15 protein-coding genes are annotated in these 14,898 nt (G+C 43.0%); 5 read left to right on the top strand and 10 right to left on the bottom strand.

All coding sequences use genetic code 11. The features are described from left to right. Window positions 1-53 precede the first annotated feature (53 nt). Window positions 54-1,460, top strand: coding sequence for a tetratricopeptide repeat protein (locus FHS68_RS13140; RefSeq protein ID WP_167270678.1), 1,407 nt, complete (start codon window positions 54-56; stop codon window positions 1,458-1,460). A 6-nt stretch (window positions 1,461-1,466) separates the two neighbouring features. Here FHS68_RS13140 and FHS68_RS13135 read toward each other — a convergent pair whose 3' ends face one another. Beyond that, window positions 1,467-2,585, bottom strand: a complete 1,119-nt coding sequence (locus FHS68_RS13135; RefSeq protein WP_167270677.1) for a glycosyltransferase family 4 protein — start codon at window positions 2,583-2,585, stop codon at window positions 1,467-1,469. A gap of 88 nt (window positions 2,586-2,673) precedes the next feature. On the opposite strand from FHS68_RS13135, the gene FHS68_RS13130 reads away from it, so the two are divergent. Next, entirely contained in the window at window positions 2,674-3,966 is a 1,293-nt protein-coding gene (locus FHS68_RS13130) for a M16 family metallopeptidase (protein WP_167270675.1), read from the top strand. 75 nt (window positions 3,967-4,041) lie between these two features. Here FHS68_RS13130 and FHS68_RS13125 read toward each other — a convergent pair whose 3' ends face one another. Next, window positions 4,042-5,298 carry a M16 family metallopeptidase gene (locus tag FHS68_RS13125; protein WP_167270674.1) on the bottom strand — a complete coding sequence of 419 codons (1,257 nt, stop codon included), beginning with the start codon at window positions 5,296-5,298 and terminating at the stop codon, window positions 4,042-4,044. A gap of 144 nt (window positions 5,299-5,442) precedes the next feature. Between FHS68_RS13125 and FHS68_RS13120 the strand changes: the two genes are divergently transcribed. Further along, entirely contained in the window at window positions 5,443-6,558 is a 1,116-nt protein-coding gene (locus FHS68_RS13120) for a tetratricopeptide repeat protein (RefSeq protein WP_167270673.1), read from the top strand. A 3-nt stretch (window positions 6,559-6,561) separates the two neighbouring features. On the opposite strand, the gene FHS68_RS13115 is transcribed toward FHS68_RS13120, so the two are convergent. The 5 genes from FHS68_RS13115 to FHS68_RS13095 all read right to left on the bottom strand — a co-directional run bounded on the left by FHS68_RS13115 (window position 6,562) and on the right by FHS68_RS13095 (window position 9,506). Beyond that, a complete protein-coding gene (locus FHS68_RS13115) occupies window positions 6,562-7,695 on the bottom strand; it encodes an amidohydrolase family protein (protein ID WP_167270672.1) in 1,134 nt (377 codons plus the stop codon). Window positions 7,696-7,714: 19 nt separating this feature from the next. Further along, window positions 7,715-8,239, bottom strand: coding sequence for a 2-C-methyl-D-erythritol 2,4-cyclodiphosphate synthase (gene ispF, locus FHS68_RS13110; protein WP_167270671.1), 525 nt, complete (start codon window positions 8,237-8,239; stop codon window positions 7,715-7,717). Window positions 8,240-8,264: 25 nt separating this feature from the next. Beyond that, window positions 8,265-8,402: a hypothetical protein gene (locus tag FHS68_RS13105; RefSeq protein ID WP_167270670.1), complete on the bottom strand. Its 138-nt coding sequence runs from the start codon at window positions 8,400-8,402 to the stop codon at window positions 8,265-8,267. 177 nt (window positions 8,403-8,579) lie between these two features. After that, window positions 8,580-9,032 (bottom strand): hypothetical protein, encoded by a 453-nt coding sequence (locus tag FHS68_RS13100; protein WP_167270669.1) that lies wholly within the window; start codon window positions 9,030-9,032, stop codon window positions 8,580-8,582. Window positions 9,033-9,044: 12 nt separating this feature from the next. Further along, a complete protein-coding gene (locus tag FHS68_RS13095) occupies window positions 9,045-9,506 on the bottom strand; it encodes an RNA polymerase sigma factor (protein WP_167270668.1) in 462 nt (153 codons plus the stop codon). Window positions 9,507-9,748: 242 nt separating this feature from the next. On the opposite strand from FHS68_RS13095, the gene FHS68_RS13090 reads away from it, so the two are divergent. Further along, complete coding sequence (locus FHS68_RS13090; RefSeq protein ID WP_167270666.1) at window positions 9,749-10,405, top strand: HAD family hydrolase; 657 nt, start codon at window positions 9,749-9,751, stop codon at window positions 10,403-10,405. 7 nt (window positions 10,406-10,412) lie between these two features. On the opposite strand, the gene FHS68_RS13085 is transcribed toward FHS68_RS13090, so the two are convergent. The 3 genes from FHS68_RS13085 to FHS68_RS13075 form a co-directional block, all read right to left on the bottom strand. Continuing rightward, a complete protein-coding gene (locus tag FHS68_RS13085; RefSeq protein ID WP_167270658.1) occupies window positions 10,413-12,077 on the bottom strand; it encodes a DUF8832 domain-containing protein in 1,665 nt (554 codons plus the stop codon). Further along, window positions 12,074-13,297, bottom strand: a complete 1,224-nt coding sequence (locus FHS68_RS13080; RefSeq protein ID WP_310588550.1) for a hypothetical protein — start codon at window positions 13,295-13,297, stop codon at window positions 12,074-12,076. Before FHS68_RS13080 ends, FHS68_RS13085 begins: the two co-directional genes overlap by 4 nt. Before the next feature lie 107 nt (window positions 13,298-13,404). Then, window positions 13,405-14,049: a C40 family peptidase gene (locus FHS68_RS13075; RefSeq protein WP_167270656.1), complete on the bottom strand. Its 645-nt coding sequence runs from the start codon at window positions 14,047-14,049 to the stop codon at window positions 13,405-13,407. A 205-nt stretch (window positions 14,050-14,254) separates the two neighbouring features. Between FHS68_RS13075 and FHS68_RS13070 the strand changes: the two genes are divergently transcribed. Continuing rightward, window positions 14,255-14,866, top strand: coding sequence for a fumarylacetoacetate hydrolase family protein (locus FHS68_RS13070; RefSeq protein WP_167270654.1), 612 nt, complete (start codon window positions 14,255-14,257; stop codon window positions 14,864-14,866). The last annotated feature ends 32 nt before the right edge of the window (window positions 14,867-14,898 follow it).

The following is a 14,898-nucleotide window of genomic DNA, read 5'->3' as shown; positions in this document are numbered from 1 at the left end:
TTTCTTTCAATATTAAGTGGTGCGTTAGCCCTCAAATCTAACCTGGCGTTCGTATGATGGAGAAAAATTTTGGGGAAAGAAAGGACTATATGAAGGAGACGCTGCTCAGGTTTGAAAGGATGTTAAAAACCAGTGAGCCGGTCTTTTTTGATTTAGATACATACGAAAAAGTTACGGTTCATTACATAGAAAAAGGGGAGTGGGAGAAGGCCTTCAAGGCTTGTGAATTGGGGTTGTTGGATTATCCTTACTCGCTGGATCTTCTGCTTAATATGGTTCAGCTTCATTCCAATCGGGGTGAGCATGAAATGGCCCAGGAAATTTTGGAAAGGGCTTCTTTATTCCATCCTGGTGACATTGAAATTTCTTACATGCAGGTTGCAATTTCCAACATGATGGGAGAGTATGAGGACGCAATCGAACTTCTTGAAAATCTCTTGCAACGTGTGGATGATCAGGACGAAATCTATTTTCAGATCGGACAGACTTACCAGAATTGGGGTAAGTATGAAGATGCAATCAAGTACTACAAAAAATCGCTTCGTAATAATCTCAATAATGAAAGTGCATTGTACGAGCTGGCTCATTGCCTCGACCTGGTAGGCCAGCTCGAAAGCCATCTCGATTATTACAACGAACTGGTTGATCGTGACCCGTTTTCGCATCATGCCTGGTACAACCTGGGTATCGCTTTCAGTAAGCTGGAGCGTTACGAGGATGCGGTGAATGCCTACGAGTACGCAACATTGGTGAAGGATGATTTTGCTTCTGCATTCTTTCAGTTGGGCAATTCGTACATGAACCTTGAACAATATGGCGAGGCAAAAGAGCATTACTTGAAGGCAATCGAGCTTGAAGGGGAGCAGCCTGAGACTTGCTGCTGCCTGGGTACGTGCTATGAAAAGCTCGGTGAGTTTGAAACGGCCATAAAATATTATCGCCAGACTGTAAAGCTGGACAACCAGTGGGATGATGGCTGGTATGGAATGGGGATTTGTTTCAGTGAGTTAGGACGTTGGTACGAAGCGGTTGGTTTTTTGAGAAAGGCCATTCAAATCACCGAATTAAATCCTGACTATTGGCTGGCACTTGCAGAAACTGAATTTAAGGTTGGCAACGTGGTTTCGGCTTTTGAAGCTTTTGAAAAAGCAGCTGAAATTGAGCCTTCTAATCCGGATATATGGCTTAAATGGTCACACGTCCTCTTTGAACAAGGTAACTATGCGCGTGCTTGTGACCTGCTTCAGGCCGCAATAGATGAAATGCCTGAGGAAGCTGATTTGTATTACCGGATGGCAGTGTATCAGATTCATGCTGGCGAATACCGTGAAGCACTGATTAATCTGGAAGTTGGATTAACATTGGATTATGATGCGCACGTGCAGCTTTTTGACTTTTTCCCTGATCTTGAAAAGCAAAAAGCACTTTTCAGAATTATCGAGCAGTATCGGGAGAAATAATCAGTATTAATATAAATTCTCATAAAGGTTCACCAGTTTTTTCGCGATTTTTTCTGCACTAAACGCGCTAATGTGGTTCTGACCAGCAGCTACCAAAGATTTTCTTAAACCGGCATCCGCAATCAACATTTCAAGTTGACTGCGGATGTCTTCTGTTTTATAAGGGTCGGCATATAAGCCGCCTGGTCCTCCTGCTTCTTCCAGACAAGATCCTTTGGCTGCTAATACCGGTGTTCCGCTGTGCAATGCTTCGAGTATGGGAATGCCAAATCCCTCATAAACAGAAATATAGGCAAATATGTCCGCTCCCTGATAGATTGCAGGCAAATGCGTTGTGGGGACATTTTCACGGATAAATACACGATTCCCAAGACCGTAATGCTGAATGGTCGCTCTGATTTTTTGAGTATATCCGGTCGGTTTACCAACTAATATCAAATTGAAATCATTATTTTTCAATCCTGCAAATGCTTCTACAAGCCGGTGCTGATTTTTCCTTTCCTCCAAGGTTCCAACACTTAGTATGTAAGGTTTTTCCAAACCGTAGTTATTTATAATCTGCTCTCTTTCCTGTACATCTATTTTCTGTTTAAAAATTGGATTGCAGTCCTGATAAATCACTTTGATCTTGTCTTTATCTATCCCATAAAGTTCTGTTAAGTCACGCTTGGTTTGTTCACTCACCGCCACGATTACGTCGGAATGCTTGCAGGCAGATTTGAATTTATGCCTGTACATAATCCGGTCTACAGGTTTATAAACATAAGGAAGTCTTTCAAAAATCAGATCGTGGATGGTAACAACTGACTTGATGCTCCGGCGACTTAAACCTTTTGGAAGTTCATTGCTAAGCCCATGGAAAATGTCGATCCCATCCTTGCTAAGTTGTTTTGAAATTGCAGCATAACGCCAGTAGGCTGAAAGCTTTTGATCAAACCAATTTTCAGGATAACGGATTGCTTTTTTGGGAAAATCAGGAAAGAGATTTCGATCGTTTTTGGGTGTATAGGCCAGGTATTCGCGCGCATTTTCGAAGTTGGCCAGGGCTTCAAGCACAAATCTGCTGTAATTACCCAAGCCGGTCTTGTTTGCAAAGGCTCGCTTTGCATCAAATCCAATACGCATAACTCACTGTGCAAGGTTTACGAGCAAAAGTCCGTATTTTTGCGGATACCACCGAAAATTATTGGCAGGTATTTTGTGTTAAAAAGGAATGAAGAGAAACAACATTCGCAAGCGGGGAAACCCGAAAGCTACCTCCCTTTCACTTACAGAAGAATATCAGATTCACACGCTGGCGAACGGTATCAGAATTGCCCATAAGCAAGTTCCTCACACGCAAATAGCACATTGCGGTATCATGCTTGACATAGGCAGCCGCGACGAACTGACTCATCAACAGGGTCTTGCGCATTTCTGGGAGCATATGGCGTTTAAGGGAACTGAAAAGCGGAGTTCATACCATATCATTAATCGTCTCGAAAATGTAGGAGGGGAATTGAATGCGTATACCACCAAAGAGAAAATCTGCTTTCATGCGTCCGTTTTAGATGATCATTTTGAGAAGGCGATGGATCTTCTTGCGGATATTACCTTTCATTCCGTTTTTCCCGACAAGCAAATTGAACGCGAGAGGAATGTAATCCTGGAAGAAATGTCGATGTACATTGATTCTCCGGAAGATGCGATTCAGGATGATTTTGATCAGCTCGTTTTTCCGGACCATGCATTGGGAAACAACATTCTCGGAACGGCTGAAACCGTCAATTCCTTTGGACGCCAACAGCTTCACGACTTTATAAATGAAAATGTTGATACCGAACGTATTGTCGTTTCTTCGGTCAGCCGCCTGCCATTTTCGAAAATAGTGAAGGTTGCTGAAAAGTATCTGGGTGACATTCCTCATCGAACCACAAGGAGAAAACGAATTGCCCCTCTTGCCTATATTCCTTTAAATCAGCAAAAAGAGCGATCTATCCAACAAGCACAATGTGCCATGGGCCAGCCTGCCTACTCATTGCTGGATGACCGTCGGTTAGCCTTTTTTATGTTAGTAAATTTGCTGGGAGGCCCTGGAATGAATTCAAGATTTAATCTCTCTCTGCGCGAAAAATATGGCCTGGTTTATTCCATTGAAGGAAATTACACGCCATATCTGGACACGGGTTTTATGGGCATCTTTTTTGGCACCGAGCAAAAGCAACTTAATAAAAGCATTGCTTTGATCCATAAGGAATTAAGGAAAGTCCGCGAAATGCCTCTTTCTGTTTTACAATTGCACCAAACGAAAGTTCAGTTGATGGGTCAATTGGCAATGTCTGAGGAGAGTAACATGAGTTTTATGCTAATGATGGCCAAAAGCTTGCTGGATACCGGCAAGGTGGATTCGCTGCCAGAGATTTTTACTGAAATAGAGCAAATTACCTCGTTGCAACTTCAAGAAATTGCCCAGGAAATGTTCAATGAGCAGAATTTCAGTTACCTCACTTTTTTACCCGAAGAATAAGGTAGTAAGATCAAAATACCGAATCTATACGACACATCCGGAAGTTTTTTTAAAAAAGCATCCTAACGTAACTTATTAAACCAGCGATTCCTGTTTGCTTTCTGCCCGATAATACAATGTAGAAGCATTCTCAGGCCTAAGAATATTTTTGGCGGCGGCATGAATGTCATCAACGGTCAGATTTCGGATGATCTCGGCGTCCTGATTGGCCCAATCCACATTCCCTGCATTTGCGGCAAAAGCCAGGTTCATGGCACGGTTCAGCAGTTCTACTTCTGAAAAGGCAAGCGACGCTTCAGACTGATTCTTCACTTTGGTAACTTCTTCATGGGTCGCACCGAATTCAGCCATTTCCTGCAATATTTCTTGAACTGCAAAATCAGCATCCTCGAGCGACACGCCTGGATTAAGGTTTCCTTTAATCATCATTAAACCCGGATCAAGTGATGAAGTTATGCTCGCGCTAATGCTGTTAAAAAGTGCTTTCTCTTTCAATAACTTCTGATATAATCTGGAAGATTTTCCCCTGCCCAAAACGTCACTTAACAAATCAGCAGCGTAAAATCCTTCCTCGTATCTGCCCGGCATGTGAAAAACTTTGATTAAAGAATCAAGAGGAACAGATGCGGATGTCTCAATGTGGCGGGCTTCAAATTGCTGGGGTTCTTTTGGAAGATTTCTTACATAAGACGGTCCGGCAGGGATATCTCCGAACCATTTCTCAGCCAATACCTTCACTTGTTCAAATGTAACTGCGCCTGCAACGACCATTAAAGCATTATTAGGCCGATAAAAGCGAAAGAAAAAGTCCTGCACATCATCCATTGTTGCTCTTTCAATGTGCTCAATGTCTTTTCCGATCGTCGCCCACCGATATGGATGCGCCTGATATGCAAGAGGTCTCAGTTTAAGCCACATATCACCATAAGGTTGATTGAGGTATCGCTGCTTAAACTCTTCAATAACCACTTTTCTTTGAACTTCCAGCACATTAGGATCAAATGAGAGGCTTAGCATTCGATCAGATTCCAGCCAAAAGGCCGTTTCCACATTGTCGGCTGGCAGCGTGATATAGTAATTGGTGATATCAGGCGAAGTGAAAGCATTGTTTTCTCCACCAACGGTTTGAACCGGAATGTCGTAATTAGGAATATTCTGAGAACCTCCAAACATCAGGTGTTCAAATAAGTGCGCAAATCCCGTCCGTTCTTCATCTTCATCGCGTGAACCAACGTTGTACAGGATGTTAACAGCCGCCATAGGAGTTGAAAAATCCTCATGGACAAATACTTTCAGGCCATTATCCAGGGTAAATTGCTTATAGCGAATCATATGATTAATCTGATGTCTTGTAATTGATATTTTGGTTCAAAATAAAGCCCGGGATAGAAACCCGAGACTCGAAATTGGGGTTGTAAACAAAGCTACTGTTCAGTTGGGATACCACCAAACCATTTTGAGTTAATAGTCACAGCCATGCCTTACACAATGAAATTGCTCTTTGCCTTTCTTTTGATTTTATCTTTTATTCCTTCACGCGCCCAATTGCTTAATGATCAAGCGTCGATAAAGAATATTCAGAGCAGTCTTGACAAAATTTATAATTACGAGTTTGAGGAAGCGCAGGTTATTATGGACCAGGTGGGGAAAAAGTATCCGAATCATCCTGTTTCTTACATTCTTGATTCATTTATTCTTTTTTGGAAATACCTTCCAATTAAAGATAACCCAGTCAAATCGAAGGAATACATTCAAAAGCTTAATCAATGCCTGGACGCTATAAACAAGAAATTCGGTAAAAATAGTCTGGATCCGGAAGCCGTCTTTTACACCATGGTGGCGAGGGGATATATGGCGATGATCTACAATTATAAGGGCGAAATGATGAATGCGGCTGGCGAAGGTAAAAAGGCGTATAATGCTTTTGTGGAAGGATTGAAATTGATCAATAAAAATCCGGAATTCTACTTCACTTCCGGCATGTATAATTATTATGTTGAAGTGTATCCTGAGGAGCATCCCATTGTAAAACCACTTCTATTATTTTTCAAAAGCGGTGATAAAGCATTGGGATTGAAACAAATAGATAATGCAACCAAGTTGGGCACGATTACCCGGGCCGAAGCCTGCTACTACATTTCTCATATCTATCTGAAATATGAAATGAAACCGGAAAAGGCCATTTTTTATATGGATAAGCTGGTTGACTTATATCCAAAAAATCCGATTTACCTGATGAAGGATATTGAGGCATTGCTATTGTCGGGCAAGTACGAGCCAGCGAGGAAGGAAATCATTAATCTGAAAAAAATCAACACCGGATTTTATCCGGCAGCATGGCGGACTTTCCAGGGAATTCTGGAAGAGAAAAGCGAAAAAAATGATGCTGCCGCGCAAAGAGAGTATAATCTTGCACTCAAAACACCTCACGATGACCAATATACCAAAGAATATCACGCCCTTGCTTACGCAGGTTTAGCGCGGATCTCTGCTCGCGCAGGCAACAAGTCCAAAGCAAAAGATTACTACAAGAAATGTTTGGGCAAGGCGGAATACAGATCGGTTATTAAGGAAGCGAAAGCATTCAAATAGGCATTATTTGGGAAAAAGGCTCTTATCCAGTCCTGGAATAATTTTCAGGGCGTTTTTGTAGTAAAGCTTTTTAAGCACCTCATCGGAAAGCCCCATTCCGTACATGCGCCAGAATGCGTGGTATTTTTTATGATAAGGGAAATACTCATCTTCCGTTTCTAAAACCCGAAAATACGTGGCATATTCTGAAGGTATCCAACTGTCTTTGCCAAATAAAACGCGATCCTGGTATTTTTCAAAAAACTTTTTGGCCGTTCTGGGTTGTCTGCCCAGCTCCGCAATCACAGCCCCAATTTCTACATACATATTCGGGAAAACAGTCATCAGGCTATCCAGTTTTTTGAGGTTATTGGGATACCAGCCCATATGTGCATTAATGAATGTTGTTTTGGGATTTGAACGAAAGATATGATGCTGCTCGGCAATAAGTGAATCAAATGGGATTGGGTCTTTTGTACCCCTACGACGGCCTGGATGCGTTTTTAATTCCAGCCATCTTTCGTTATAGCGGTCCATTGGGTCCCAGAATGATGGGACGTCCGCGGTATGGATCAGGACAGGAATGCCTAGTTCTCCACATTTTTTCCAGACAGGCTGCAAACGCGCGTCACTGACGGGAACACGGTTTCCTTTGTCATCCTTTATGCCACTAAAACCAAGGCTTTTGTAAATTTTAAGCCCTTTTGCACCCATTTTCACATCATCTTCCAGTTGCTTTACCGCCCTGGCGCTCCAATCCTTTTCTCCAAATCCTTTGAATTGCAAGTTTGTAAAAACAGCGATGCGTTTTGGCTCATTTTTTGCGACGTTTTCAAGCGAACCTTTTAATGTTGCCGTTCCTTCGCTCCATTCGTCTGTCCATCCTCGTCCACTTAAATTAACCATAATTCCCATGTTAAGGCTGTCCATCTGCGATGTAAGCGCTTTCAAATTCTGGGTTGGCATTTGGTATTGGTGATTATGAACATCAATAAAGGGGAATTTTGCTCGTCTCAGAATATGTCCGCTTACCTTCAATGTTGAGATAGGGTCGTACTCTTCAAACCCCAGAGGTTGTGTAACTTGTGAGGATTCCTGGGCTTTGCAACCCAGCGATACTGACATTAAGATAAGGGCGAAGAGTAATGGTTTTTTCATGAAAGCGGATCTCGGAGGATTATATTAACGGCTTTTGGGGTATATTAAAGTGGTTGGTTTTATAAATCAATGCGACGCAATGTGCTGCAATTCCCTCCTCTCTTCCTACAAATCCCAAATGTTCGGAAGTGGTCGCTTTGATCGCCAGGTCTTCTTCTGAAAGTTGGGTAACCCCGGCCAGGCAGGTTTTCATAGCTGGAATGTGTGGGTTCAGTTTGGGGTTTTGCAAGACTATGGTCACGTCCACATTTCCTACTTCATATCCTTTTTCACGGATCATTTCTATTACTTTGGACAATAAAACTTTGCTGTCCACGCCCTTCCACTGCGGGTCCTTATCAGAAAAATGGTATCCGATGTTTCTGAGATTTGCTGCGCCTAATAATGCATCACAAATCACATGACATACCACATCAGCATCCGAATGTCCTTTTGCTCCGTGCGTGTGTGGGATTAAAATACCTCCCAGCCAGAACGGGCGGCCTTCTTCCAATTGATGAACATCGTAGCCCTGACCTACGCGAAACGGAAATGTATCTGGCATTTTAAGGGTTTAGCGCTGTTTTAAATTATGAATATCCTCTTGCATGATTCCATCTTGACTGCCCTTGCATGAGGTTTTTTTGGCCATCCTCTAAAATATCCAATCGGATAAGACCCTCAGCCATTAACTCTTTCAGATTACTAATTCTTTCTCTTTCTTTCATGTGAATGTGCTTAAAACAAATATAATAATCTTTCTTAAGCTATACGGTAATGTCGGACCCAGGTAACATGGTTAGATTAAATTTTTTAGTCTGATATTTGGAACACTTGGCAAATAAAAAAGTGAAAGCCGGTATGTCTCAGGACATACCGGCTTTCACTTTTTTATATTTTTTTAATTACCTATTAACCTGTTCTATTTGAGTTTTAAGCCGCAAAAGCTCCTCCTGCTGACTAGCTGATTTGAAGTAATAATACAGTCCGGCAATGAGGAATATTTTGGAGAGCACAAATACTGCTATAAATGCAGGACGCCAAAATTTATGGACTTTGATATGCGTGTCATTAACTTCCACATCAAGATACTGCGTTCTGCCGGTGCGATTATCCGAATTGAAATTGTGCTTTTCTTTAAAGCTTTTCAATTCAATGAGCTCTCTCACTGCGGTTGGAGGAGATACCGATTCGCTGGTAAAATATTTCCTGATATCAGCTTCAAGATCAATCACATAATTCTCCAATGAACGATCGGCCAGCATCATCAGCCTCACCTGCTCTTTCTCTTCCTTGCTTGTCAGCCCGAGCAACTGAGATTCCAAAATTCCGCTTTCGATAAAATCCTGTGTTTTCAATTTGCCCGCTAATTATACGTTTCGATACGATTTGAAAAATTCATGAAAACTGCGTAGGACCTCCGATTTCGAGATATTAAGCTTTCCCGCTACCTCGTCCGGCGTAAATCCCTGACGGAAAGCAAGGTCAAAAATAGTTTGGGGGGACGAGGAATCCAAAGATGCAGAGTAATCGTCGTCCACAGGCACTAGGGCCGTCAGCTTCTTTTTGGCTTCCACAGCCTTCGATCTGGCCAGCTTGATCACACATACCGCGAAACTAAACGGATAACTATTGCATGACCGCAATTGGGGGGAAGAAAATACGCTTATTAAAACTTCCTGCGCAAGATGGGGCTGTGGGAGGATCTGTAAAATAATTCCATAAGCCATGGCGCCAAACTTGTCATAAACTTCCAGAGAAGAAAGATTGCTGTCCAGTTTAGCAACGGGTTGGGGGCCGGCACCATTGTTAATCCGTTCTAATTCATTCATACACTACAATTAATTGAGCAAGTATTGTTTAGGGAAGGTTGGATAAGTTAGTCTAGGATATTTACGAGCAGTTTGTCAATTCACAATGTCAGAGTAGTATTGTAAATTTAATATAATAACCTTTTAAATTACCAAACAAGCAAAAAAAGTTACAGCATCACAGTGTTACCAGTTTGGATATTCTCCGTACAAAACTGAAATGAATGTTTAAAGTAAGTTATTTCAATGTTTAAATTTGCCGAATGAAAGAAAAAATTGCAGTGATTTTTGATATGGATGGCGTAATCTGTCATACCAATCCCTATCATTCGAGGGCCTTCCGGGAATTCTTTTCCAGACGGGACTTGGCACCAACCGATGAAGAATTTGCCCAGCATATGTTTGGGAAAAGCAATAGCTACATACTCAGCCATTTTTTAAAAAGAGTGGTAGAAGGGGAGGAACTTTTACAATTGGAAGATGAAAAAGAGAGCCTGTTTCGTGAGATATACGAGCCTTATATTGAGCCAATTACTGGCATTGTAGCTTTCATTGAAGATCTTAAATCAAACGGCACGCAAATAGGCGTTGCAACTTCCGCCCCTTATGCAAACCTCGAGCTGATATTAAGTAAAGTGCAAATCAAAGAATATCTGGGCTCGATTCTGGCCAGCGAACATGTAAAAAAGCATAAACCGGATCCCGAAGTTTATCTGACGTCTGCACGAAATCTGGGTGTCAGTCCGGATCAATGTGTGGTTTTTGAAGATTCATTTTCCGGTGTTTCCGCCGGGCTTAATGCAGGTATGCGTGTGGTGGGTGTGTTAAGTTCCCATTCAAAAGATGAGTTACCGACTTGCAAACTTTATGTGGAAGATTACACGGAAATGTCTTTCGAAAAAATTAAAGCATTGTTTTAACAGAACTCTACAATGTTGCCGGATCAGTGACTTTTACGTCAAAGACTCCTGTCAGCACTTTTTCATTTCGCTTAACCTGCAGAAAAATGCGGTAACGTCCATTTTTAGGGAATGAATAGGGGAATGATATGCTGTTGCCGTGCTCCATACCCATCGTAACATTTCCTTTCGCATCATACATGCCCATTTCGGTCATCAGGAATTGTTCTCTTTCCAATGTCGGCATTGCCTTAAGTTTAGCAAGATGCTTATCCACACTATCCCTGAAAACAACAGGTAACGGCCTGTGCGCAATTTTAGCAGTATCTGACATTCTGTTTTTAAATGTCTGCCCGGCCGCCATAGCGAAAGTTCCTGAGGGGTGCAGGTGAATATAAACTGACCCGTCTGATCGTACGACCGCAACGTGTCCGCTCATTCCCAGGTAAGGTTCTGGAAAACAGGGACTTCCATCCGGATTGAAGATTTCAAAATTCAATGCATAAGGCTTGCCTACTTCCAAAGGACGATCGGGCTTGCCTTCCCAGATCGCATAAGAGCCGTCTTTGAAGACTGTTTTTGTTCCGGGCTTACCACAAATCACCACGTTTTCATCCATTGGAACCTTACCGGGTGTGTTCAATGGGTCAGTCACTACATAAGTGTCTTCTTCATTTGTCGCGTTTTGCGCATTCAACGCGGTTTTCTGAGCGGGTATCACCAGCGTGTCAACAATCGTCTCGGCAAAACCTGAATACTGGACAATGTCAGCATAAACCAGATATTTCCCTTCAGGTAATTTGGGTAAAATGGTTTTAAATGTCGTGCTGTCCATGCGTTCCGGATGGATGTGTGCAAAGGCGTCCAGGCCAGGAATCCTGACAAGGAAAGTGTGCATCAGTTTTCCGTGGTCGGGGATCAATGTACTTAGCATGCTACCGCGACGCATCGATGTCCAATTGGTTGTATCAATTTTTAATTGAAACACCCGCTGATCATTTTCAATATGTATGTCAGCTTTTCCTTGCATTGGTTTATATAACCATTCCTTATATTCCGCCGCCCAGCTGTCCCACCAGCTGCTGCCACCATACAATATGAGCGTGCACAATGCTGCCGCGATGGCCATATTGATCCGCCTTTTGCGTTTTTGAGCAATGGTCAATTCATCGCCTGGTTTTAATAACCCATCACTTACACTTGCCCCAATGGTGGTAATCATTAATAAAAACAAAAGAACGCCCAGTACACTCAAGACAATGCCTAATTCCTTTGGCATAGCCCGTTCAGCCGTGGATACTGCTACAATCGGGACAATGAGTTCTGCCTTGCCCTTATCTCCTTCAATGATGATCTGGGCACTGGAAGATCCCCAGTCCATCAACCAGACCACACCCGAAAATTGGCCTTTTTGCCCGGCTACTTGTGCAAGTTCATCTGCCGAGGGAGCTCCCTTATCTCCTGAATAAAAATAAATCGGCCGGGCAGAAACTTTGCTCGCAATACCGTCCTGAATAAAAATGGTGACCTTGGCGGTTCCAGGAATCACATCCGGCGGCTCTATGCTTACCATAACCCGGTATGAGCCAGCCTGGCCCTGCATCTGGACACCAGAGCTGCCGACGTGCGCATGCACCTTATTCATTGTGATACCGAAAATCACAAATAATGTAATAGTGAGAAGCTTTTTCATCTTTGAATTTTATGCATCCAATTTCCCCAAGCCAAACCAACTCTCGTGGATATCAGGGTAGCGAGAAGTGCTATTCCCAAGCCTTTCACCAACTCGGGTGTGCTTTCAATCATCCACGGCCCAAATTTAAACCGGTATTGCCAGTCGGGACTGTTCCCAAAATACCAGTAATGGCTCCCGAAAAACCAATTACGTGCATATGGAGATTCCATCAAAAATCCTCCGAAATACCATTGGACCGCGAGGAATATAAGCAAAAATGCGCCTCCCAGAATTGGCGTAAGTTGCCAGTCATTTAGATATCCGAAGCGATGTCTGAGCAAATCGATGGCAATAGCAGGTATGATGAGTAACAAAGGGAATTGGAAACCCTGATAATGGCTTATGTGGTTCAGAATTGGCCCAAGCTTAGGCTCTGCGGGGAAAAGTGGAATGATCCATAAAGTAGCAAGCATTAAAACGGTGTAGACACCTGCCACGGCTGTAATGGTCCATTTCTGGGCGGCTGCCTTACCAGTCGCCATCAGCAGAATGGGAAATGCTGCGCCTCCATAAACATAAAAGCTGGAACGGTGAGCTGACATTCGGCCCAGTTCTTCGGATAGTAGTGTATACCAAATGGTTAACAAGAAGCCAGCGGAGAGAGCAAAAAGCCAAAAAAGCAGCGAATCCAGGTTCTTTTTGGGGGGGACGACAGATTTTTTTGCAAGCCTGAAATGATTTTTAATGGATACCACACTGATCATTGCCCCAAACTGAATTCCAATGATGCCTAGGATCAGGACGGTATGAGGGGGTGAGAGAATGGTAACATCCAGTCCGTAGGTGTTGTGCCACCAATCATCGAACGGCGCCGAGGTGAGCATAGCCAGCGCACCCCAGACACAAAATAATGATCCGAGCGAACTGTAAAAAAATCCCCAGATCTTTACGCTTCTTGCTTTTTCCTCCTGCTTACCCCAGAAGGTTTTTCGCAGGATTTCGTATCCCGAAAACAATCCTGCTACCACAGCACCCAGATAAATAACAAGGTGTGGCGGTGATAACAATCCGTCACGACCAATGCTGAGGTGCCAGCATATGTCCCAGATTAGTCCGGTGATGACGCAGAAAGAAGCGAATACGGTGGCGAAAATGTAAACAGGGATAGCCGGACTTCCTTCAATGAAGGTTTTGTCTACGGTTATACTAGGAGGAGGTGGATTGAGTATTGCAGGCACGGGTTGGAAGGTATGATGTTCAATTATTAACACACTTATCAAGACAGTTGGCTTTCATAAAACCCCCATCTGTTTCAAATTATAGTGTACAAGATTGTCATTCATTGTCAGAAAGGCCTCATTGCCTTGACGAACCGGCCTTTAAAATACGAAGAAAATAGGTTATCCTCACGAACTCCCCGCGAGGTTGAGGCATGAATAAATATAATTTCCTGCAAATTCCGAACATCGGTGACGATTCCAGCATGAGAAACATAACCCTCCTTGCCTGTTTCGGGAACAAAAAAGAGCCAGTCGCCAGCGCGTATATCTTCCAGTTTTCCGATTTCGCGCCCAAACTCCGATTGCTGCCAGGAAATTCGGGGCACTTTGACTCCGATTTCTGAATAGACTGAGCAGATAAGCCCGGAACAATCGATGCCATCCTTATCATTACCGCCAGAACGGTAAGGAACGCCAGTATAAGTTCTGGCTACTTGCACAACTTGCGGAATATCTCTTGGGGATACAGCCGCTGATGAGCGGGAGTAGGAAGGCCTCGAAGCAGGAACAGGCTTTCTGGAAGCAGCAGTCGGTTTTGTTGTATTGGTTCTCGCAACGGGCCTTCGGGACATTAATGTGCTGCGTTTACCTGGTCTGGAAGCCGTTGATTTTTCGGGCGTCTTCCTGAACACTTCGCAGGAGGAAAGCAGCATGATAGATGATAAAAGGAAGACGAAATAGGAAATAGAAAAAGGAATTCGCTTCTTCATGCGCAAGCTTTGTATTGGAACAATTGGTTACTTCAAAAATAGTCAGAATAATTACTGAAAAGACAGAGTAGGGGAGAGGCAGCCAGCAATAACTGCTTATTCAACTCTGTTTGGGATGAAAAATTGTAACAAATATTATGCGGCTGACGGCTTAGTAATTAGTTTTGTCGCTGACATTCATCCTGTTTAACCTTTTTTGCTTATAATGAAAATCATATGTGTAGGCCGGAATTATACTGAGCATATCGCTGAGCTGAATAATGAAAAACCCGATGCGCCAGTTATTTTTCTAAAACCTGAAACTGCCCAGATCCGCCAGGGCGAACCTTTTTTCTACCCCGATTTTTCAAAGGATGTTCATTATGAAGTAGAATTGGTGGTCAAGATCAACCGGGTGGGCAAAAATATAGAAGAGCGGTTTGCACATAAGTATTATGACGAAATTGGTGTAGGAATTGACTTTACCGCACGTGACCTGCAATCGGAATTAAAAAGCAAAGGCCTACCCTGGGAATTGGCGAAGGCTTTCAATGGCTCTGCGCCTGTTTCGGAGTTTGTTCCAGTAACTGACTTTGAAAATATCCAGAATCTTAATTTTAGTCTGGAAGTGAATGGTGAGACGCGTCAGAACGGAAATTCTTCCATGATGCTTTACCAGATCAATTACCTTATCTCATTCGTTTCGAGGTACTTCACGTTAAAAAAAGGCGATTTGATTTTTACAGGCACGCCCAAAGGGGTTGGCCCTGTACAAATTGGCGATAAGCTCACCGCTTCAATCGAAGGCAAGAAGATGCTGGAATTATTCGTTAGATAATCCATATTTTCAAACAACGGTCCTGCATCGGA

Source organism: Dyadobacter arcticus, assembly GCF_011762185.1.
GTDB lineage: Bacteria > Bacteroidota > Bacteroidia > Cytophagales > Spirosomataceae > Dyadobacter > Dyadobacter arcticus.
This window is presented reverse-complemented; position numbering and strand designations above follow the sequence as displayed.